At 39.4% G+C, this 20,621-nt stretch carries 21 protein-coding genes, 1 other RNA gene and 1 pseudogene; 13 read left to right on the forward strand and 10 right to left on the reverse strand.

The window, feature by feature from the left end:
- The first annotated feature begins 245 nt into the window (after window positions 1–245).
- The 7 genes from rplM to RB214_RS03200 all read left to right on the forward strand — a co-directional run bounded on the left by rplM (window position 246) and on the right by RB214_RS03200 (window position 5,402).
- Entirely contained in the window at window positions 246–674 is a 429-nt protein-coding gene (gene rplM, locus RB214_RS03170) for a 50S ribosomal protein L13 (RefSeq protein WP_002957960.1), read from the forward strand.
- Between the two features lie 8 nt (window positions 675–682).
- Window positions 683–1,075 (forward strand): 30S ribosomal protein S9, encoded by a 393-nt coding sequence (gene rpsI / locus RB214_RS03175; RefSeq protein WP_024595789.1) that lies wholly within the window; start codon window positions 683–685, stop codon window positions 1,073–1,075.
- A gap of 581 nt (window positions 1,076–1,656) precedes the next feature.
- A complete protein-coding gene (gene petA, locus RB214_RS03180) occupies window positions 1,657–2,247 on the forward strand; it encodes a ubiquinol-cytochrome c reductase iron-sulfur subunit (RefSeq protein ID WP_002957962.1) in 591 nt (196 codons plus the stop codon).
- The gene (locus tag RB214_RS03185) at window positions 2,247–3,512 is read left to right on the forward strand and encodes a cytochrome b N-terminal domain-containing protein (RefSeq protein WP_002957963.1); all 1,266 of its coding nucleotides are present in this window, start codon (window positions 2,247–2,249) and stop codon (window positions 3,510–3,512) included. The genes petA and RB214_RS03185 overlap by 1 nt, the downstream gene beginning before the upstream one ends.
- Entirely contained in the window at window positions 3,509–4,258 is a 750-nt protein-coding gene (locus RB214_RS03190; RefSeq protein WP_002957964.1) for a cytochrome c1, read from the forward strand. Before RB214_RS03185 ends, RB214_RS03190 begins: the two co-directional genes overlap by 4 nt.
- 80 nt (window positions 4,259–4,338) lie before the next feature.
- Window positions 4,339–4,965 (forward strand): stringent starvation protein SspA, encoded by a 627-nt coding sequence (gene sspA / locus RB214_RS03195; RefSeq protein WP_002957965.1) that lies wholly within the window; start codon window positions 4,339–4,341, stop codon window positions 4,963–4,965.
- Window positions 4,965–5,402, forward strand: a complete 438-nt coding sequence (locus RB214_RS03200) for a ClpXP protease specificity-enhancing factor (protein WP_024606346.1) — start codon at window positions 4,965–4,967, stop codon at window positions 5,400–5,402. Before sspA ends, RB214_RS03200 begins: the two co-directional genes overlap by 1 nt.
- A 58-nt stretch (window positions 5,403–5,460) precedes the next feature.
- Here RB214_RS03200 and dolP read toward each other — a convergent pair whose 3' ends face one another.
- From dolP to RB214_RS03220, 4 genes are read right to left on the reverse strand one after another with little or no spacing between them, the layout of a single operon-like run.
- Window positions 5,461–6,027 (reverse strand): division/outer membrane stress-associated lipid-binding lipoprotein, encoded by a 567-nt coding sequence (gene dolP / locus RB214_RS03205; RefSeq protein ID WP_024606345.1) that lies wholly within the window; start codon window positions 6,025–6,027, stop codon window positions 5,461–5,463.
- On the reverse strand, window positions 6,020–6,613 hold the full coding sequence (locus tag RB214_RS03210; RefSeq protein ID WP_002957968.1) for an SIS domain-containing protein: 594 nt from the start codon (window positions 6,611–6,613) through the stop codon (window positions 6,020–6,022). Before RB214_RS03210 ends, dolP begins: the two co-directional genes overlap by 8 nt.
- Window positions 6,614–6,645: 32 nt before the next feature.
- On the reverse strand, window positions 6,646–7,017 hold the full coding sequence (locus RB214_RS03215; protein WP_002957970.1) for a YraN family protein: 372 nt from the start codon (window positions 7,015–7,017) through the stop codon (window positions 6,646–6,648).
- A gap of 24 nt (window positions 7,018–7,041) precedes the next feature.
- Entirely contained in the window at window positions 7,042–8,919 is a 1,878-nt protein-coding gene (locus RB214_RS03220) for a penicillin-binding protein activator (RefSeq protein WP_309168363.1), read from the reverse strand.
- Between the two features lie 61 nt (window positions 8,920–8,980).
- Between RB214_RS03220 and rsmI the strand changes: the two genes are divergently transcribed.
- Window positions 8,981–9,838, forward strand: coding sequence for a 16S rRNA (cytidine(1402)-2'-O)-methyltransferase (gene rsmI / locus RB214_RS03225; RefSeq protein ID WP_024595588.1), 858 nt, complete (start codon window positions 8,981–8,983; stop codon window positions 9,836–9,838).
- Between the two features lie 41 nt (window positions 9,839–9,879).
- Window positions 9,880–10,257: RNase P RNA component class A (rnpB, locus tag RB214_RS03230), an RNA gene on the forward strand.
- A gap of 74 nt (window positions 10,258–10,331) precedes the next feature.
- On the opposite strand, the gene RB214_RS03235 is transcribed toward rnpB, so the two are convergent.
- Window positions 10,332–11,411 carry a mechanosensitive ion channel family protein gene (locus RB214_RS03235; RefSeq protein WP_309168364.1) on the reverse strand — a complete coding sequence of 360 codons (1,080 nt, stop codon included), beginning with the start codon at window positions 11,409–11,411 and terminating at the stop codon, window positions 10,332–10,334.
- Window positions 11,412–11,538: 127 nt separating this feature from the next.
- Here RB214_RS03235 and RB214_RS03240 point away from each other — a divergent pair, with 127 nt between their 5' ends.
- Window positions 11,539–12,492 carry a YihY/virulence factor BrkB family protein gene (locus tag RB214_RS03240; RefSeq protein ID WP_024595416.1) on the forward strand — a complete coding sequence of 318 codons (954 nt, stop codon included), beginning with the start codon at window positions 11,539–11,541 and terminating at the stop codon, window positions 12,490–12,492.
- Window positions 12,493–12,495: 3 nt separating this feature from the next.
- On the opposite strand, the gene RB214_RS03245 is transcribed toward RB214_RS03240, so the two are convergent.
- Together RB214_RS03245 and RB214_RS03250 are read right to left on the reverse strand one after the other, a co-directional pair.
- A complete protein-coding gene (locus RB214_RS03245) occupies window positions 12,496–13,380 on the reverse strand; it encodes a LysR family transcriptional regulator (protein ID WP_165723745.1) in 885 nt (294 codons plus the stop codon).
- 88 nt (window positions 13,381–13,468) lie between these two features.
- Window positions 13,469–16,573: an EAL domain-containing protein gene (locus tag RB214_RS03250; protein ID WP_309168365.1), complete on the reverse strand. Its 3,105-nt coding sequence runs from the start codon at window positions 16,571–16,573 to the stop codon at window positions 13,469–13,471.
- A 201-nt stretch (window positions 16,574–16,774) separates the two neighbouring features.
- Here RB214_RS03250 and RB214_RS03255 point away from each other — a divergent pair.
- Window positions 16,775–17,618 (forward strand): annotated as a pseudogene (locus RB214_RS03255) (pirin family protein).
- A gap of 21 nt (window positions 17,619–17,639) precedes the next feature.
- Window positions 17,640–18,614 (forward strand): glutathione S-transferase family protein, encoded by a 975-nt coding sequence (locus RB214_RS03260; protein ID WP_309168366.1) that lies wholly within the window; start codon window positions 17,640–17,642, stop codon window positions 18,612–18,614.
- 3 nt (window positions 18,615–18,617) lie between these two features.
- Here the strand turns inward: RB214_RS03260 and RB214_RS03265 are convergent, their stop codons facing one another.
- From RB214_RS03265 to RB214_RS03275, 3 genes are read right to left on the reverse strand one after another with little or no spacing between them, the layout of a single operon-like run.
- A complete protein-coding gene (locus tag RB214_RS03265; protein ID WP_309168367.1) occupies window positions 18,618–18,860 on the reverse strand; it encodes a hypothetical protein in 243 nt (80 codons plus the stop codon).
- Between the two features lies 1 nt (window position 18,861).
- The gene (locus RB214_RS03270) at window positions 18,862–19,317 is read right to left on the reverse strand and encodes a hypothetical protein (RefSeq protein WP_309168368.1); all 456 of its coding nucleotides are present in this window, start codon (window positions 19,315–19,317) and stop codon (window positions 18,862–18,864) included.
- A 6-nt stretch (window positions 19,318–19,323) separates the two neighbouring features.
- Complete coding sequence (locus RB214_RS03275; RefSeq protein WP_002957982.1) at window positions 19,324–19,662, reverse strand: hypothetical protein; 339 nt, start codon at window positions 19,660–19,662, stop codon at window positions 19,324–19,326.
- 496 nt (window positions 19,663–20,158) lie between these two features.
- On the opposite strand from RB214_RS03275, the gene mraZ reads away from it, so the two are divergent.
- On the forward strand, window positions 20,159–20,617 hold the full coding sequence (gene mraZ, locus RB214_RS03280) for a division/cell wall cluster transcriptional repressor MraZ (RefSeq protein ID WP_007582904.1): 459 nt from the start codon (window positions 20,159–20,161) through the stop codon (window positions 20,615–20,617).
- The last annotated feature ends 4 nt before the right edge of the window (window positions 20,618–20,621 follow it).

Here is a 20,621-nt window from a genome sequence, read left to right on the forward strand (position 1 = left end):
AGAGGTACATATATAGTACTTCTTATTTCTGAAATTTCTTGTGGAAAAAACAACCGGCGAGTAGCAATGTGTTTTAAGTGCTGGTATACTCCCGCGTCTGCCACGTTGCGTTCTATGTCCTCATATAGTCTAGCCACTTGTGAGCGGCGCAAAAGTCTAAAACTCGAAGGGGTTATAGCAAACTTAGAGCAGTAGTTAATATTAACTACTTGTGGTTTTAATTGAAAAACATTGGATTTTTATAAATGAAAACGTTTGTTGCTAAACCAGAAACAGTAAAACGTGACTGGTACGTAGTTGACGCTGAAGGTAAAACTTTAGGTCGCATCGCTACTGAAATCGCTCACCGCCTACGCGGTAAGCATAAAGCTGAATACACTCCTCACGTAGATACTGGTGATTACATCATCGTTATCAACGCTGAAAAAGTTACTGTAACTGGTAACAAATTCAAAGATAAAGTGTACTACGCTCACTCTGGTTTTCCAGGTGGCCTTAAGTCTACTACTTTTGATAAACTTCAAGCTGCAAAGCCTGAAATGATCATCGAGAAAGCTGTAAAAGGCATGTTGCCACGTGGTCCTTTAGGCCGCGCTATGTACCGTAAACTTAAAGTTTACGCAGGTACTGAGCATAACCATGCTGCACAACAGCCTCAGGTTCTAGACATTTAAGGAGCACCATCATGGCAAATCAATACTACGGTACAGGTCGTCGTAAAAGTTCAAGTGCTCGCGTATTCTTACGCCCAGGCACTGGTAACATCGTAATCAACAAACGCTCTCTAGAAGAGTATTTTGGTCGCGAAACAGCACGCATGGTTGTTCATCAAGCTCTTGAGCTAGTTGATATGACTGAAAAATTTGACCTTTACATCACCGTTTCTGGTGGTGGTACAACTGGTCAAGCTGGTGCTATCCGTCACGGTATCACTCGTGCACTTATGGAGTTTGACGAGTCACTACGTCCACAACTTCGTAAAGCAGGTTTTGTTACACGTGATGCACGTAAAGTTGAACGTAAGAAAGTGGGTCTTAAGAAAGCGCGTAAGCGTCCACAGTTCTCAAAACGTTAATCTATACGTTATCAAGAATTCAAAAACCCAGCTTATGCTGGGTTTTTTGTTTTCAAATCAAAAAGTTTACATTTGCTATTTAATTTAAATTTGTTTATAGCGGTCGCCATACTTGGTATTGCTGTAATTAATGATGATCAAATTTATTAATAACTGCGTATTAATCGAACGAAAGTTAAAAAACACTCAGATAGCTGCAAAAAAGTTAAATAATTATCGTAATTAGTTTAAATCCATCAGTTAATTGGTGGAATTTTTTGCTACAATTGGCGTGGAAGTAAAATGAGTGAGTTTAACGACACTATGTACAGTTTTTACTGTTTCCTCTTAGTGGTGTTGATCTCGGTCAGTATATTGTTTTTACAGAAGCGTTATTATAGTCGTTCGGCTTTATTCTCGAGCTAGCTTAATCAAATTTTTGATCAAGTCAGGTTTATTCGAGCATGGGGCTTTGAATAACCTTGTTTTAATCAAGGGTTTTAATTATGATCGCTTCTATTTTAAAAATTTCGAATAATTAACCTGCTGTAACTGATGTTCTCAATATAGCAAGTGTTGAGAATCATAGTGGAGATAAGTGGATGAGCAATGCGCCTGTAGACAATGGCCGACGTCGCTTTTTAACCATAGCTACCTCTGTTGTAGGTGGTGTTGGTGCGGCTGGGGCTGCTGTTCCTTTTATTGCGTCTTGGAATCCAAGTGAGCGAGCTAAATCTGCGGGTGCGCCTGTAGAAGTAGATATCAGCAAACTTGAGCCTGGACAATTAATACGTGTCGAGTGGCGTGGTAAACCTGTATGGGTTGTATCACGTACCCCAAAAATGCTTGAGCAGATGAAAGAACATGAAGGTCAACTTCGTGATCCGCAATCGCAAGAGCCACAACAATTAGAATCATCAACAAATGATTACCGTTCATTACGTCCAGAAATATTTTTGGCTGTAGGTATTTGTACGCATTTAGGATGTTCACCAGGCTTTTTACAAGGTAATTTTGGTGAGAAAGTAGAAGGGACTGATGACGGTTTCTACTGCCCGTGCCACGGTTCTAAATTTGATATGGCTGGTCGAGTATTTCAATCGGTACCTGCACCATTAAACTTAGAAATACCACCTTATACTTTTCTAGATGACACCACTATTTTAGTGGGCGAAGAAAGAGGGGTAGCCTAATGTTTGGTAAGATTATTGGTTGGATAGACGACCGAATCCCAATGACACGTGTTTGGAACATGCACATTGCACAGTATCCAGCACCTAAAAACTTTAACTTCTGGTACTTTTTTGGCTCACTAGCCATGTTAGTACTAGTAAACCAAATCCTAACAGGTATTTGGTTAACGATGAACTTTGTTCCGTCTGCTGAAGGTGCTTTTGCTTCGGTAGAGTACATCATGCGTGATGTAGAATATGGCTGGTTACTACGTTACTTGCACTCAACAGGTGCATCAGCGTTTTTCATCGTTGTATATATGCATATGTTCCGTGGCATGATCTACGGTTCTTACCAAAAACCGCGTGAATTACTGTGGTTATTTGGTATGTTCATTTTCTTAGCGCTAATGGCTGAAGCATTCATGGGATACTTATTACCATGGGGCCAAATGTCGTTCTGGGGCGCACAAGTAATCATTTCATTATTCGGTGCTATTCCGGTTATTGGTGATGACTTAACACTTTGGATCCGTGGTGACTACGTAATATCAGGTGCAACGCTTAATCGCTTCTTTGCATTACATGTAATTGCACTACCACTGGTTATTGTAATCTTAGTTTTCTTACACATTGTTGCTCTACACGAAGTGGGTTCAAATAACCCTGAAGGTATTGAGATTAAACGTAAGAAAGGCTCAGTAGCTGAAGAAGATAAGCCTAAATTTAAATTCCACGAGTATTACACTAACAAAAAAGACATTGTTGATGCGATACCGTTCCACCCTTACTACACAGTTAAAGATATTGTGGGTGTGGTTGGTTTCTTAATACTGTTTTGTTGGGTTGTGTTCTTTATGCCGGCGATGAATGGCTTCTTTTTAGAAGGTCCAAACTTCGAGGCAGCTAACCCACTTAAAACACCTGAGCATATTTTCCCAGTTTGGTACTTTACGCCATTCTATGCAATCTTACGTGCAATCCCTGATAAGTTAATTGGTGTTGCGGCGATGGGTGCATCGATTGTAGTACTTGCATTACTACCTTGGATAGACCGTGGTAGAGTTAAATCGGTTCGTTACCGTTGTGGTTTCCATAAATGGAACATTGCAGGCTTTGTTGTAACTTTCGTTCTTCTTGGTTGGGTGGGTGCAACTCCACAAACTGATATGAAAACGATTATTTCTCAAATCTGTACTGTGACTTACTTTATGTTCTTCGTACTGTTGTTTGTATACAGTAAGAACGAAAAAACTAAGCCATTGCCAGAGAGGTTAACGAAATGATGAAGAAGCTTATTATTGGTTTATTTGCTTTATCAGTAAACTTGTTGCCTAACATGGTTATGGCAGCAGGTCCGTCGGTTCCTTTAATGGAAGCGAATAACGACCTTACTGATCAACCATCTTTACAACGCGGTGCAAAGTTGTTCATGAACTACTGTCTTGGTTGTCACCAAATGCAGTATCAACGTTATGAACGTACTTTTCGTGATATCGGTATCCCAACAGAAGTTGGTTTAGAGCAGTTAATTTTTGACGGCTCTAAAGTAGGTAGCCATATCACCAACGCAATTACAAAAGACGATGCAGCAAAATGGTTTGGTGCGGCTCCGCCGGATTTAACTCTTATTGCACGTGTAAAATCACCAGATTATATTTACACGTACCTAAAATCGTTTTATAAAGATGAATCTCGCCCGTTTGGAGTTAACAATATTGTTTTTCCATCGGTAGGTATGCCTCATGTTCTTCAAGAACTACAAGGTTTACCAACGCCTATCACTAAAGAAGTAGAAGAACATGGCCACACTGTGACCAAAGTTATTGCTACTGAAACTGATGGTACGGGTGAATTAAGCGTAGATGAATACGACCAAGCGGCTCGTGATTTAACAAACTTCCTTGAGTACGTGGGTGAACCTTCACGTCTTGAATCGGAAGCGCTAGGTATTAAGGTAATAGGATTCTTAATAATTCTATTTATCTTGGCATTTATGCTTAAGAAAGAATACTGGAGAGATGTTCATTAAGTTGAACATTTTTAAAGGTAATTTTGCAATAGGGGCTTAAGCCCCTTTTGCTGTTTTAGTTATTTAATGGAGGTATAGGCATGGCCGTAGCTGCCAATAAGCGCCCTGTAATGACCCTTTTTTCTGGTGCTAACTGTATGTATAGCCACCAAGTACGTATTGTACTTGCGGAAAAAGGTGTAAGTGTAGATATTCATTTGGCTGAAAAAGATAACTTGCCAGAAGCACTTCACGAAATTAACCCTTACGGCACAGTGCCAACACTGATTGACCGTGAGCTTGGTTTATACCAGGCAAACATCATCATGGAATACCTTGATGAGCGTTTTCCTCATCCTCCACTAATGCCTGTTTACCCGGTAATGCGTGGTCGTAGCCGCTTAATGATGCATCGTATTGATACTGATTGGTACAGCCTAGCTGACAAAATCAGTAACAACACGTCAGATGCTGCTCAAGCTCGTAAAGAGCTAACAGAAGCATTACTTGCTGTAGCACCTATTTTTAGCGAAGCACCTTACTTTATGAGTGAAGAGTTTAGCTTAGTAGATTGTTATTTAGCTCCACTATTATGGCGTTTACCAGAGTTTGGTATTGAGCTTAATGGTGCAGGTTCTAAAGAGCTTAAAGAGTATATGATCCGTTTATTTGAACGTGAGTCATTCCAAGCCTCTTTAACTGAAGCTGAGCGTGAGATCCGTTTATAATGACGCCTAATCGTCCTTATTTATTACGTGCTTTTTTTGATTGGATAGTCGATAACGAGTGTACACCGCATTTAGTGGTAGACGCTGGGTTTGCAAATGTACAAGTGCCAACACAGTTTGTTCAAGACGGACAAATTGTTTTAAACATAAGTCCATCAGCGGTCACACAGTTTTCGTTAGACTTAACCCAACTTAGCTTCAATGCGCGCTTTGGTGGTCAGCCAATGCAAGTGTATGTGCCTCTAGGTGCTGTGCTTGCAATATACGCGCGTGAAAATGGCGAAGGAACAGTCTTTACTACAGATGAGTTTTTAGAGGACGAAGACGATTTTGTGCCTGAGCTTGAAAGTGTTGATTCATCAGCTGAATTTATTGATGAAACACCACCAGAAAAGCCACAGAAGAAAAAAGGCTCTCATTTACGCGTTATTAAATAATAAGTAAATGCAAAAAAAAACCGCTTAATAAGCGGTTTTTTTATGTCTGTGTTTAACTTTACATATATTCAAACACTTTAATTACACGCTCTACGCCTGATACATTACGGGCTATATTTACCGCCTGGGTAGATTCAGAGTCAGACACTAAACCCATTAAAAATACTTCAGCGTTTTCTGTAACCACTTTAATATTATTACTGCTAATGTCTTTTGCGGTGAGTAGCTGGCCTTTTACTTTAGAAGTAAGCCAAGAGTCGTGAGTTTGTGTAGTAATGCCAATATTTGAACCAATACGAATTTGGTTATGTATCTTACGAATACCTGAAACGCCCTCAATGGTACGCTGTGCTTCGTTTCTCATTTCTTCATTAGATACTTGGCCTACAAGTAAAACAATACCGTTAACGCTTACAGCGCTTATATTGGCAAACTTTTCAAGGCGTTCTACTTCGCTAAGTGCAATACTCGCTTTTATTTCAATATTGTTATCGTCAATTTGAGAGCCAATGGTACGGCGATCGTTCGCTGCAGTTACTGCACTGGCTGTACCTGCAACAACAGCAGCTGCGCAGCCTTGTAGTAATACAACAGTACCTAAAACAATAAGAGAGCGTTTAAACATAATTTTCATCCTGAGGGAAAAGCGTTAAATCAACAAGTTCGCTTAAACAATGTAAGTTAACTAAATGGGATTCGATAATGCGGCTAGGGCGTTTAGATGGGGATCTAATTTCAACATCGTTAGGGCCAAGTAGGCCAACCAACTCGCCACCATCATCACCAACCATAACTATGACCTTCATATCTTTAGTTAGTGCAGCTTCAACGGCAGAAATAACATGTTTTTCGTTACCGTTAATAGCCAGTACAAGCAATAAATCACCTTGCTGGGCAAAAGCGCGGACTTGACGAGCAAATGTATCGTGATCGTCTACCTGAGTACTTTGTCCAAGGTTAACGTTTTCTTGCGATAGAGCAATTGCCGGCAAACAAGGACGCTCGGTTTCATAGTGATTAACCAATACACCCGCCATGTGCTGGGCGAGCATGTGGCAATTAGCAGTACCGCAGCAAATGAGTTTATTTCCGTTGATCAGACTTTGTGCAATAGTAAATGCAGCTGACTCAAGCGCACTAGGTAGCACTTCACCAGCAGCGATTTGAACTTGAATGCTTTCTGTAAAAATTTCTTTAATTGTGTCTTGCATAGCCTACCAATAATTTATCTTTGTATTTGCGTTTAAAATACATTTTTAAGCCAATTAATATTAGGAGATGCTTCTCCTGTAATGGCTACATAATCAATTCTTAGTGCTTGGTTAGTTAAATTTTTAGCTGCTAAGTAATGATAAATACTACGTTTTAATCGAGCTTGTTTTTGTGGGCTAAGTGCATAGTTGGCACCGCCACGGGCATTATTTTTGCGAAACTTGACCTCAATGAATACAAGGGTGTCGCCTTCTTTCATAATGACATCAAGCTCGCCAAAGGGGCAGTAATAATTACGTTCAATGGGTGTTAAGCCCTGAGTAACTAAGTATTTTTGCGCTTCAAGCTCATAATACTGGCCTTTTTCGCGACTATTGTGCCACAGCTCTTTAAACCACGACATGCCGCCCCCTTAACTTAATAAAGTTTAATTTATAGTTTGTATATCACCCGCTGATTGCATAAACAATGGTACCGGGCGTTGTGTTTCTAATTGCACAGGCTTAATGCGACGGTTTGTATATTGAGCCCAGTCGAGCATACGTTCTATATGGCCGCTGGTATTAACAGATAGCTTACCGCTTAAACCACTATATTGGTTGCCTGGCATTACGCTTAACTGTCTAATGTCATGTAATATTGATACTGCATCGTACGCCATTGCAAATAAGCGTTGGCTAATATCAATTTGCTCAGGCCATAGAGAGTTGTACTGCTGGCGTAAATTATGTTGTTTAATTTGTGAATCAAGCATCCACGGTAATTCAGTGAAGTATAGGCCGTCTAAGTCGCCTTTGTCTGTACTGTCAATTTGTTTACTATGACTTTTAGAGCTTGCATAAAGTGGGATACGATCAGCAAATGTACTGACGTTTACATCAAGGTAAGGTTTAATTAAGCGAGTTTCTATTGCATCACCCAAAATATAAATAACGTCTATATCACTGCGTGAACGCGTTTCGTTTTCTACTTCTTGCTTAAATAATGCTTTAACTGTTTGTATGCGATCTTTTGACTTATCAACTTCTAATAAGCTGGTAATTGTGTTCGGCATATCTTTTTTATCGTTATAAAAACCAATTTGTGGCTTGGTTTCGCTGTAGCGTTGCCACTGTAGGTTAAAATAATCAACTAAACGTTGGCCATTTGCATTATTTGGCGCAAGCAGCATAGGCTTTTGATAGCCCTTAGTTAAAAAGTGTTCCAGAGCTTGTTGTACTTCGTGCTCAGGGTTCAATGCAAAGTAATAATGCTGAAGCGAAATGCGCTCACCATCAAAGGTGTTTAAATGCAGTACCGGAGTATCAATAAGAGTTTGTGCATTGGCTAGTTTATCAATATTTGCTTTAAGTAGAGGACCAATTACAAAATCAGGCTTTATTTCTTCAAGTTGCGCTGCGATTTCCTCAGTGCTTAGGTTTTCATCAATAAAAATAGTGTCGTTGATAGTTCGCGTATCAAGTGCAGCTAACACACCGGCTTTAAGGGCATCACCTAAGCGTTCGTTAGGGCCTGATTGTGGAAACAACACAACTAAACGCTCTATATTGATAGGGGCGAGCTCAGTAAGCATTTCGTCCTGTTCAGGTAATACAGAAAAAGCCGGATGCCCAATATAGCGTCTGCGCCAATTATTAATTGCTTGGTCTAGCTCCACGCCGCTACTTGCATATACTTGATAGTATAGACCAAGGTTTACCCAGCCTTGCTGGATAACCGAACCACGGTTAAAACGTTCAAGCGCATATGAAGAGAGCTGTTTTAAGTTATCCCACAAATTTTGATTGAGCTGAGGGATTTCTATATTGTTTTTTGTTGCTGTTTCAGAGGCTCTAAAGAAGTAGGGGGCAGCTTTTTTAGGAAAATTTTGCGATGCATAAATACTGGCTGTTAAAAACTGATGCCATGCAAAATGCTCAGGTTGAGTAAGTTGTCCGTCTAGCGATTGTAAAATCACCAAAGCTTGATCATTCTTATTCTGTTGTTTTTGTGCAAATGCAATATAAAGACGGTTTTGGATTTGATCAACACTTGCGGTTAATTCAAGCTCATTACCAATTTTCTCTAACAAAGGCCAATTTTGCTCACTAATCGCAGCATCACGGGCACTATACAATAACTGTATTTTATCGGCACCTTGGCGGTTTTGCGCCAATTGGTAGATAGATTGCGCACTGGTTGCCTGATTTTGCAGAGCATTAGTGCGGTTACTTACGTTATCGCTGTTTTTAGTTGGTTTTTCGGTTGTGCTACACGCCGATAACCCTGACAATATAATTAATAGACTAACTAGTTTAAGTCGCACAATGATTTCCCAATACGTTAACGCGATTTGCTTATATTACTGACTGACGCAGGAGACCTCAATGTTAAATGAGGAGAATTCACAGAAAATTGGCACTCTTTACATTGTTGCCACCCCAATTGGCAATTATGACGACTTAAGTCACCGTGCCATTGCGACATTATCGCAAGTTGACTTAATAGCTGCTGAAGACACTCGCCATACCGGCAAGCTACTTAGCCACTTTGGAATTAAGGCAAAAACGTTTGCATTACACGACCACAACGAAAAGCAAAAAGCACAGCAAATTATTGATCAACTTAATCAAGGTTTAAATATTGCTTTAGTATCTGACGCTGGTACACCGCTAATTAGTGATCCAGGCTACGCTGTGGTAAATCTATGTCGCGAACAAGGCGCTCATGTTACACCTGTTCCAGGTGCATGTGCTGCAATTACAGCCGTATGTTGTTCTGGCTTACCAACTGACCGCTTTCAGTTTATTGGTTTCACGCCAGCTAAAAGCAAAGCTCGCCAAGACTTTTTTACCGAAGCTGTTAACTCAGGCATTACCAGCATAATGTACGAAAGTACGCACCGTATTATGGCAAGCCTTGATGATTTAGCACTAGCTCTTGGTGATGAGCAGCAAGTCGTGTTTGCTAAAGAGCTAACCAAAACCTTTGAAACATTTTTTAATGGTAGTGTAAGTGAGCTTAAACAATTTTTAACTGATGATCCTACCAAGCAGCGCGGCGAAATAGTGCTTATGCTTGCGGGTAAACCAAAGCAAATAGACGATGTTCCGCCAGAAGCACGCAAAATGCTGGCACTTCTTGAAAGTGAAATGCCAATGAAAAAAGCCTGTGGCGTTGTAGCCGAATACTTTGGTATGAAGAAAAACGCTTTATATAAAACAATTATTGAAGAAAAAGAGTAAATTTTACTGCGCTTAGTATTAGCCTCATGTATACTGCGCGCCGAGTCAGCCAAGATGATCGCTGCCTGTGACGAAAATGATCAGGGGGAGGAAAGTCCGGGCTCCATAGGGCAGAGTGCCAGCTAACGGCTGGGGGGCGTGAGCCCACGACAAGTGCAGCAGAGAGGAGACCGCCAATCTCGATTGGTAAGGGTGAAAGGGTGCGGTAAGAGCGCACCGGGCCGCTAGTAATAGTCGGTTGCAAGGTAAACTCCACTCGGAGCAAGACCAAATAGGGTTCTATCATTTTAAATAATGAACGCGTGGCCCACGTGAGAACCGGGTAGGTTGCTTGAGCCATAGAGCGATTTATGGCCTAGACGAATGATTATCACTTTCTTCGGAAAGGACAAAACCCGGCTTATAGGCTGACTCACTCATTCAATAAAAAGCCCGCAGTTAACACTGCGGGCTTTTTTGTGTCTAAATTTTAGTTAATACAACTTCAGCATCTTTAAATAATATTTTTACCTTGTTCTGGATCGCGAGATTGCTCTGCTTGTTCACGTATTTCGTCGGTATCACTGCTTACATCATCAAGTGTTTTAGTTTGATCAACTGTTTCATTCTTTTCGTTTTGTATTTGCGATGGTTGTTCTTCCCCTAAACTAGAAACATTTTCATTAGGGTCGGTGAGTATAATTCTCTCTCGTGCGTCATCAGGCATACTGATGTTTTGTTTTGTGAACTCATTGACTAATTCGCGCATAAGCTGGGAAGCTACTTTTAATGGACTGTGTTGCTCGCTATTAACCCAAAAATACAAAACGAAGTTAATAGTAGATGAGCCTAAGTTTTTTATTAAAACCTGCGCAGGTGGATCGCTAAGCACCGCATTTTGTTGATTGGCAATAGCTAGGGCGAGGGTTTGTGCGCTACGTATATCGTTATCATAGCCAATACCAATTTCTACTTTTCCGCGCATTTTTGGATTGGCAGTCAGGTTTTTAATAGTATTTTTATATACCGTCGCATTGGGTATTTGAATATGATTGCCATCGTAATCAACAAGTGTGGTTGCTCTTGCGGTTACTTTTTTAACAACACCTAAACGATTGTCTACTTCAATTACATCGTCGATTTTAAAAGGCCTTTGTATGCTCAGTAATAAACTGGCGATAAAGTTCTCAGCTATGTCTCTAAAGGCAAAACCTAATATAAGTCCTATTAGTCCCGTGCCACTCATAATGGCGACAGCAAACTCGGTAAGCCCTGCTAAACGCAGGAATAAGTACACGCCAAATAAAATAATTAAAGTGCTTATGCTGCGCCTTACAACTAAATGAACTAGTTTACTGTCAGTCATGTAGTCAATAGGCTTTATAAGCAATCGAGAAAGTGGCCCTGCAATTAAATAGCTTAATGCTAAAAGTATTATACCGAGTAATAGTGTGGGTAATATTTGCGCTGTTGCATGAAGTAATTGCACAGCTTGTTCATGAAAAAACTGCCACGTAAACACATCGCCTTGAAAACTTTGCGTGCTGGGAGGCGTATTGTTTAAAGCTATAATGTTTGATTGGCTACTAGGCATGGCTTATCGTCCGTGTTTGGTTTTTATAATCGTTAATATTAGGTAACAGCAAGTTTAGTACCAAATACTTTATTTAACTTGGCAAACATTTTGCTGTAGTAATGTAATACAAATATTGAGGTTTAGAATGAAAGAAGCTAAACGAGGACAGCAAGCTGAGCAGCCTGGTCATATCCCTTTTATAGGTTGGTGGGATATTGTTAAGCGCATTTTTAAGCAAATGAGTGAAGATAACTTATCTATAGTGGCAGCGGGTGTGGCATTTTATGCGTTACTTGCTATTTTTCCGGCCATTGCGGCGATGGTATCTGTGTATGCATACTTTTCATCCCCTGCAGATATTAGTGATCATTTAAGTAAAATAGTTACTTTGCTCCCACCAAGTACCAGTGAACTAATCTTATCTCAGGTTTCTAGCCTTGCAAAAACATCAAGTGCCAGCTTGAGCTTAAGTGCAATTGGTACGCTTATACTTACCATTTGGAGTAGTTCTAAGGGCAGCCAAGCACTTATTACTGCGTGTAATATTAGTTATCGTGAATATGATAAACGTTCATTTTTTAAAGCTCAATTAGTACGCTTTTTATTTTCGGTAGGGGCGATTGTTGTCGCAATTTTTGCGTTATTAATTATTGGTATTTTACCTATTGTGCTTAATTTAGTGGGGCTAAAGGAAAGTATAGATTTATTAATTAAACTCATCTCTTGGCCATTATTAGCTTTTACCTTTAATTTTGCATTGGTACTTTTATATCGTTATGCCCCACACCGTAAACCGGCCAAATGGCGTTGGATCACGATGGGTTCGTCTATTGCTACTGTACTTTGGATTTTGGCATCTATAGGTTTTTCTTTTTATGTGTCGCGTTTTTCTAGTTACAACGAAACTTACGGCTCACTAGGTGGTGTAGTGATCATGTTGATGTGGTTGTATATCAGCGCTTATATAATCACATTAGGTGCTGTTATTAATGCAGCTACTGAGCAGCAAACAGGTAAAGACAGTACTATAGGCCCAGCTAAAGAGCGTGGGCAGCGAGGCGCCTATGTGGCAGATCACCTCGATGTAAAAAACGAATAGCTATTAGCTAAAGTTAGTGAGAGCTATAAGCTGCTCTTTAAACTCTTGTGCTGCAGGACCAAGCCTGTCGTTGTCGTTGCACATTAAATATAAATTAAGGGTACGGGTTGTACCTTGGTCTAAATTAAGTGGGATGAGCGTTTTATCTTCAATTAAATGTGCTATTTGTGTTTTTGGCAGCCAAGCGTAACCCAAATTTTGACTAACCATATCAATAGAGTTGCGTAAATGGCTGACTGTCCAGCGCATATCAGCACCTAACCAGCCATCATTGTGACTGGTGTGGATTGCTGAGTCGCGAACTACTATTTGCCGGTGTAGCTTTAAATCGCGAAAGTTGAGTTGTTCAGTTTGTTGGTGTAATACATGGTCTTTATGCGCAACGGCTATAAACTCTATATCGCATAACGTACTGCAACTAATTCCATAGATAGGAATTGATGAAATGGCTAAATCAACCACTGAGTTATGTAGTAATTCGTTTGCACCGGTTAGCACGCTTTCTACTAAATCAATCTTTAAAAGCGGGTAAAGTTCACTCGTTTTAGCAAGTGCCTGGTATAAAATGGTGTGTGGAAAAACTTCATCAACAGCTATTTTTAATGTGCTTTCTACGCCTTCGCTTAGTGTGCTCGCTACCGATTCTATTTTAGTTGCTTCTTCAATTAAAAATTCAGCTCTGCGTAAAATTAGTTTACCGCTATCGGTTAAAAATGCTTTACGACCTTTTACTTCAAGCAACTTAATTTGCAAGGCGGCTTCAAGTTTTTGAACAGCATGGTGTACGGTTGACTGACTTTTATGTACAGCCGCACTTGCGCCTGCAAATCCGCCGTGATCCACAACCGCTTTAAACATTCGCCATTGCTCTAATGTTGCTTTTGCCATTTTTAAATCCTGTTACTACTTATATCTGATTGCTTAACTTGACCGCGCAGACGCATTATTTATTGCGTAACAGTAATTTTTTGTGTATTTATTTTAATAAAGCGACTTTTTTATCAGATAGAAGTGCCATAAAGCTGCTTTTATTTAAAGGTCTTGAAAATAAATAACCTTGTCCGTAATCACATCCGGCTTCAAGTAATAGCTGCATTTGTAATTTAGTTTCAATTCCTTCGGCGATTACTTTTAAGCCCAGTTGATGCGCCATAACAATTATTGCTTCACACAGTGCAAGTTCTTGACTGCCTACTTGGATATTATCAACAAAACGTTTATCTATTTTTAAATAATCGGTATCCATTTCTTGTAAGTAAGCGAGTGACGAATATCCTGTACCAAAATCATCAAGGGCAAGCTGCATACCTGATTTTACTATTTCTTTTAAGCGACGTTGCGTTAATGCTTCGGGGTTAATCATTAGGCCTTCAGTTATTTCTGCCACAATTGAGGATGCAGGTAATTTTGCAGCTTTTAGCATATCGTACCATTCATCTATACCACTCTCTGGCGTGGATAACTGCACTGGCGACACGTTTACACTTATTTGAAAAGTATCATCGGTTAGGGTTTTTATATCGTTAAGCGTTTGCAAGGTTTGAGCAAATACAAATTGGCCAATTGCATTTATTTGCCTGGTCTCTTCAGCAAGTGAAATAAATGCGACAGGGCTAATTAGGCCTTTTTCGGGATGTTGCCAACGAATAAGTGCTTCAGCTTTATGAATATGTAAATCATTCAAAGCAACAATGGGCTGATAAAACAATTCAAATTGTTCAAGTTCAATGGCACTTCGTAAGTCTTTTAATAGCACCATGCGCGCGTGTGCATATTCGCGCATGTCAGCAGAGAAAAACTCAAAACAGTTACGACCATTACTTTTTGCTTTATACATAGCCTGATCGGCTGCTTTTAAAAGCTGTTCAGTATTTTCACCATCATTAGGGGCGCATGCTATGCCCATGCTGGCGCTAATAAATAACTCTTCGTTTTCAAGATGCAAAGCCGACGATAGGCTAAGCAAAATATTACTGGCAATTTGATTAATATGACGCGTACTTTTTATACGATTAAACACAATAACAAACTCATCACCACCAATACGTGCCACAAACTCAGCATTTTTTGCCGACTGAACTATGCGTTGCGATACGAGTTTTAATAAGTTATCGCCATAGTGATGGCCTAATGTGTCATTAATATCTTTAAAGTGATCTATATCTAAAAGCATGACAACCAATTGATTGTCGGGAGTAACAATGCTTGAAAATCGTTGATTTAATCGCTCCTTTAACTCTAAACGATTTGGTAAGTCAGTTAGGTGATCATAGTGAGCTTGTCGCCAAATTGTTTCATCGGCTTGTTTTTTCTCAGTGAGGTCTGTAAATATCGCGATTCGACGAATAGGTGCGTTGTTTGTATCATAAACCGTATCGATTGTGAGCCACTCAGAGTAAAGCTGCCCGTTCTTTTTACGGTTAATAACCTCGCCTTGCCAGCGGCCTGTTTGCTGTAATTCAGACCACATTTTATTGTAAAAATTCTTATCATGTTTTCCTGATGAAAGAATTGAAGAGGAGCGCCCAATAACTTCTTCTTTACTATATAAAGTCGTTTTGCAAAACGCAGGGTTTACATCAAATATTATACCCGCTGGATCGGTGATTATCATGCCTTCACTACTGTTGTTATACACTAGCAAGGCAAGGTGGAGTGCTTCTTCATTTATTTTTCGTTGTGTTATATCCCTTAGCACAACAACGTATTCATTTTTACTTTGCATTGCACTAATACGTGCTTCAAAGCTACGTTTAGGATCTGATTTTTCGAGTGTAAATTCTAAATTACTCGAAACATCAAGCTTAGATAACTGCGATAACAAAAGCTGCACATTGTTGTGAGAAAGTATTGATGATAAATGAGGTGCTGCAGTGCTGTTTGGGTTTACTTGAGGCTTAAATTGCCCCGTTATGTTGAGAATATCGCCATGGATGTTAATTCTAACGTAACTGTCGGGTAGAGTATTAAGCAAGCTGGTAAGCTCATCGTGCTTGTTTTTTAAATTAGCCTCGGCTGTTAACCTGGTTTGCGCCATTGATTTAAAGCGCTGATAGAGAGTATTTAGCTCTGGATTATTTGGCTGTATTTTTTGTGACGGCATTTCGCCCTTAGCCAACACGTTTGTTGCATTTGTTAGATTATTAATTGGGTCGATAATGCTGGTTTTAAGCAGCTTACGTGCAATTAAACATAGCACTAGCAGTGATAAAATAAACACACCAATCGCTATAAAAAAATTATTATTTATTTGCTTTAAAGCATGTGTAATAGGAAGTGCAATATGTATATTTAAGCTGTTATTACTCGGATCTTTATAAATAATAGAGTGATGAAGCATTCGATCTTCACCCTTAATAGATTTTATTTTTGTTGATGCCTCATTATCAATCGAAGAATCAGTTGCTAATAAAGTCTTTGCAATATTATCGCCAAGGGCTGCAGTTGTTGGTGGGTAACGCGCTAAAATTTTTCCATTAGAATCAGCGATTGCAGCAATAGAGCCAGGTGGCAGTTCAATATTATTAAAAGCATTGTTCCACCAGTCAAGCGCAACAACGATAACTACAACGCCCTGAATTACATTTTTTTTATTAATGATAGGTAACGCAAAGCTAAGGGTGTTTTTTTGCAAGTTTCTATCGTGCTGAAAATAACCTACTGACAATTGGTTACTTTTTAAGGCATTTTGAAAATACGCACGATCTGCAATACTTATTGTTTTGGTTAATCCGCTTGTTGTACACATAACAATGCCATTTGGATCTATAATCCCGATATTGGCAATATGGGCATAAATAGCTCTAAATTGATTAAAATAATTAGGGCATGACGTAGCTAGATTTTCTTTCTTACTTTCCTCTTTAGCCAAATAACGCGCTAAACGGTCAATATCATCGACTAAGTGCTTTTGCTGTAAAATTAATTGCTTAGCAATGTTTTCTACTTTTTTTTCACTTTGCTCAATAGAGTGGTGGCGTTCAAGCAGCAGAGTAAAAATAATTACAGCGGTGCCCGGAATACTTAGCAATATAAGCAAACGATAAAGCTGATGTTTGAGAGAATAAGTAAAAATAGCCATTCCTTAGTTTCGTATTTTGCAATAACAATTGTAGCCAAATTCACTCCAAATAACCATAGTAATTATAAGGTTGAAAATGTAACCAATGAATCAATGTCGTTCTATTTTATAGAACCTTAAGCTCGATTTAAAGACATAGTTATTTTGTTTAATGAATGATTTAATAGCCTCATAAACTTATTCTTTAGAGTGAATTAAAAAATGAAAATATCAAAAATACTTACAGCTTATGCAACTCAAGATGGCGATGGCGTGAGCATTAGCCGTATACCTGGGTTTGATGGTAAATATTTAGATCCGTTTTTGATGATTGATGAACTTAAGTCAGACGACAAAAAAAGATTATATGGGAGGCTTTCCAGAGCATCCGCACCGAGGAATTGAAACGTTTACTTATATTCTAAAAGGTGGCTTTGAACATCGTGACCAAATGGGTAACAAAGAAGCAATTAAAGCAGGCGATGTGCAATGGATGAGCACAGGGCGCGGCGTCATGCACAGTGAAATGCCACTCGCTGATGCTATAGATGGTCTGCATGGCTTTCAAATTTGGATAAACATGCCAAGCGCAGAAAAAATGCGTGATTCACGTTATCAAGATACGACTAAAAACCCAGCTCCTAGTTTTACAAATACGCAAGGCGTGACGTTAAAAGCACTTGCGGGATCGTGGCAGTTCGAAAGTGAAACACTTGCAAGCGAGCTGCAAAGTTTAGCTGCTAATGCGGCGCTCGCTGATATTACATTACCTGCTGGTAAAAGCACTTATTTAGAGCCTCTTAGCCAACAAAAAGTAATGCTTTATATTCATAGCGGCTCACTAATAATGAGCGACAATCAAGCAATACCAGCGGGTAAGTTACTTATTTTAGAACCAGGCAGTGATATTAATATTAGCTCTGAGCACGGCGCTGGTGTTTTGGTTTTAGCAGGCGATCCACTTAATCAACCTATTGCTCATATGGGGCCGTTTGTAATGACGACGCAAGCAGAAGTACAGCAAGCAGTGCGTGATTATCAAAACGGTGAGTTTGGCAAAATATAACGGTATTTTTAGGAGAGTTTTATGGGATTATTAGTTAACGGCCAATGGCAAGATAAATGGTACGACACAGATTCAAGTAACGGTAAGTTTGAACGCGAAACGGCGCAGTTACGTCACTGGGTAACTGTTGATGGTAGCGCTGGAATAACGGGCGAGGCCGGATTTAAAGCACAAGCGAACAGGTATCATTTATATGTGTCACTTGCGTGTCCTTGGGCGCATCGAACGCTTATATTTAGAGCGTTAAAAGGGTTGCAAGATTTAATTACGGTGTCGGTTGTTAGCCCTGATATGCTTGATAGTGGTTGGGCTTTTGATACGCAAAACCACAGTACTGGTGATGCTTTATTTAATAGTAACTACTTACATCAAGTGTATATAAAAAATAATCCTAAGTATTCCGGGCGAGTTACCGTACCCGTATTGTGGGATAAAAAGCTAAATAAAATTGTCAGTAATGAGTCTGCCGATATTATACGTATGTTCAATAGTGCATTTAATGAATTAACAGGTAATAACGATGATTACTACCCAGAGGCACTACGACCAAAAATTGATGAATTAAATGCGTTGATTTATCAAAATATAAATAATGGTGTTTATCGTACGGGATTCGCAACAACTCAAGATGCATACGAAGAGGCGTTTAACGATTTATTCAAAGCACTCGATAAAGTAGAAGGGATACTGAGCAAGCAGCGTTATTTAACAGGTAATAGGCTCACCGAGGCAGATTGGCGACTATTCACTACACTCATTCGGTTTGATAGTGTGTACGTTGGCCATTTTAAATGTAATTTACGCACAATTGAAAGCTATCCTGCATTAAGTGGATACCTTAGGGAGCTATATCAAGTTAAAGGAGTGGCTGAAACAGTTGATTTTTATCATATTAAGCGTCATTACTATTTTAGTCACACAATGATCAACCCAACACAAGTTGTGCCAAGTGGTCCAAGTATTGATTACTTATCTGATCACGGTAGAAATGTTTAGCGCTTAAGCTATTAAGTTCACTAGCCAGCCGTATTTTCTTACGAAGCTGGTTTCGCTTCTACCCGCTTGTACTGCTGCACCTGCGATAAAGGCACTTGAAAGCCCAACTTTGGTTACGGCAAAACGCTTTAGTCTATATTGGAACGCTGCATGATGTTGGCGTTTCAATTCACTGCGCGTATCCATTTGCTTACTTAGAGCATCAACGTTTTCATTAGGTGCTTTAATTAAGTAGTTAACTAACATACTAATTTCCTTGTAGGTTAAATAGCTGCTTTAAACTTTTAAGCGTTTTACTAAAGCCAATTTTATTGCTTAAGTAAACTGTATTTTTCCAAAGCCATATTAAACAAGCAACTTGTAGCAAAGTAGCTGTTGCAATACTTAGCCATACCGACCCAAAAACATCGTATACACCGTATCCAACAGCACCTAGAAATCCTGCCCACAACAAAACCAAACCACTGGCAAAGCATCCTAAAAATATAGTGATCAATGCAAGCGATCTAAGCGATAACCGCCATTCAGCTTTAGCAAGCTGGTGGGTGATCTTTCCTTGAGTTTGGTAATCATCCTTGAGCTGCTTAGAATACTCTAAAAGCATTGCAACATGATCTTGCCAATCGTCCTTTTGGCTATGTTGCTCAGTAGTTTGGTCTTGCGCATTACCATCCTTAGTTGTGGTTGTTTGTGGGTTATTCATCACTAATTACTTACGACGAAGTAGTGATGTGATTAGCATACCCGCAGCAAAAGCAATACCCGCAGTTGCTAATGGATTTTCAGAAGCAAAAGCACGAGTTTTTGCAGTACATTCGCTTAGTTTTTCACGTGCGATAAGTTGTTTTTCGCTCAATGCATCTGCTGAGCTAGAAGCTCCTTTACGCACACTGCTTTCAGCTGTTGCAGCTTTGCTAGAAAGTGCATCTACAGCATCGTGCGCCGCTGATGTTGCTTTCTCTGTAAGAGGAGACTCAGTATTTGTTAGTTTAACGTCAGGCTTAACATCTGAAGTTGTATTTGGTTTCGTATTCGTTGCAGTAGCCATAATCAATCCTTAATAAGTTAAAAATTTAAATAGTGATTTAGATGATGCAATGATTAAACCAAACTTGTTATTTATTTTAACTTACTGAATTTGATAGGTTTTGTTTGTAGTTTTTAATTTTTGATAATTAGTATTTTAAAATAAACAGTAACTATTACTACACGGCTAGGTAAATTTTACAAAGAGGATAAAAACGCCTTAAAAATTGTAAATATTCATTGGTTATTCAGTAAGCAAAGCATGTAAACAGAAAGTTATAAAAGAAAAGCTGATATTTTTCTTTACCTCAATCCCACTTTTTCCCACGTAATTCAAACGCTTCGCTTGAGCCCTTATTTTTTCTAGCTTTGGGACTCACTAAAGCTGGTCAGCTTACTTGACAAAATGGCTTGTCAAGCCCTAAACTGGAGCACTGTGGTAAAAAGTGGTTTTTAGTGGATCTCATTGGATAAAATAAACAAGAAATTGAATAAAACAATTTCAAAGTAGGTTTTTTATGTTTCGTGGCGCGAGTTCACTGAGTTTGGATGATAAGGGGCGTTTTGCGGTACCGACAAAGTACCGAGAATCTCTGTTGTCTGAAGATCAGGGGACAGTTATTTGTACCGTCGCATTAAATGAACCGTGTTTATGGTTATATCCATTGGCTGAGTGGCTCGAAATAGAAAGCCGTTTAGCGAAAATATCTAATATGAATCCACGAGCTCGACGAATGCAACGTATGTTGCTAGGTAACGCTACAGAGTATCAACTTGATAAAAATGGTCGAATTTTGCTTGCGCCGTCATTACGTGCCCATGCATCTCTTGGCAAAAAAATCATGCTGGTTGGTTTGATGAATAAGTTTGAAATTTGGGACGAAGCGCGTTGGCACGAGCAAATGCAGCAAGATACTGAGCTTGAAAGGCTTGGTGATTTTGAACCTAACCAAGATTTAGATAATTTTACACTCTAACGGC

The sequence above is a fragment of the Pseudoalteromonas sp. HL-AS1 genome, assembly GCF_031198785.1.
Taxonomy (GTDB): domain Bacteria; phylum Pseudomonadota; class Gammaproteobacteria; order Enterobacterales; family Alteromonadaceae; genus Pseudoalteromonas; species Pseudoalteromonas distincta.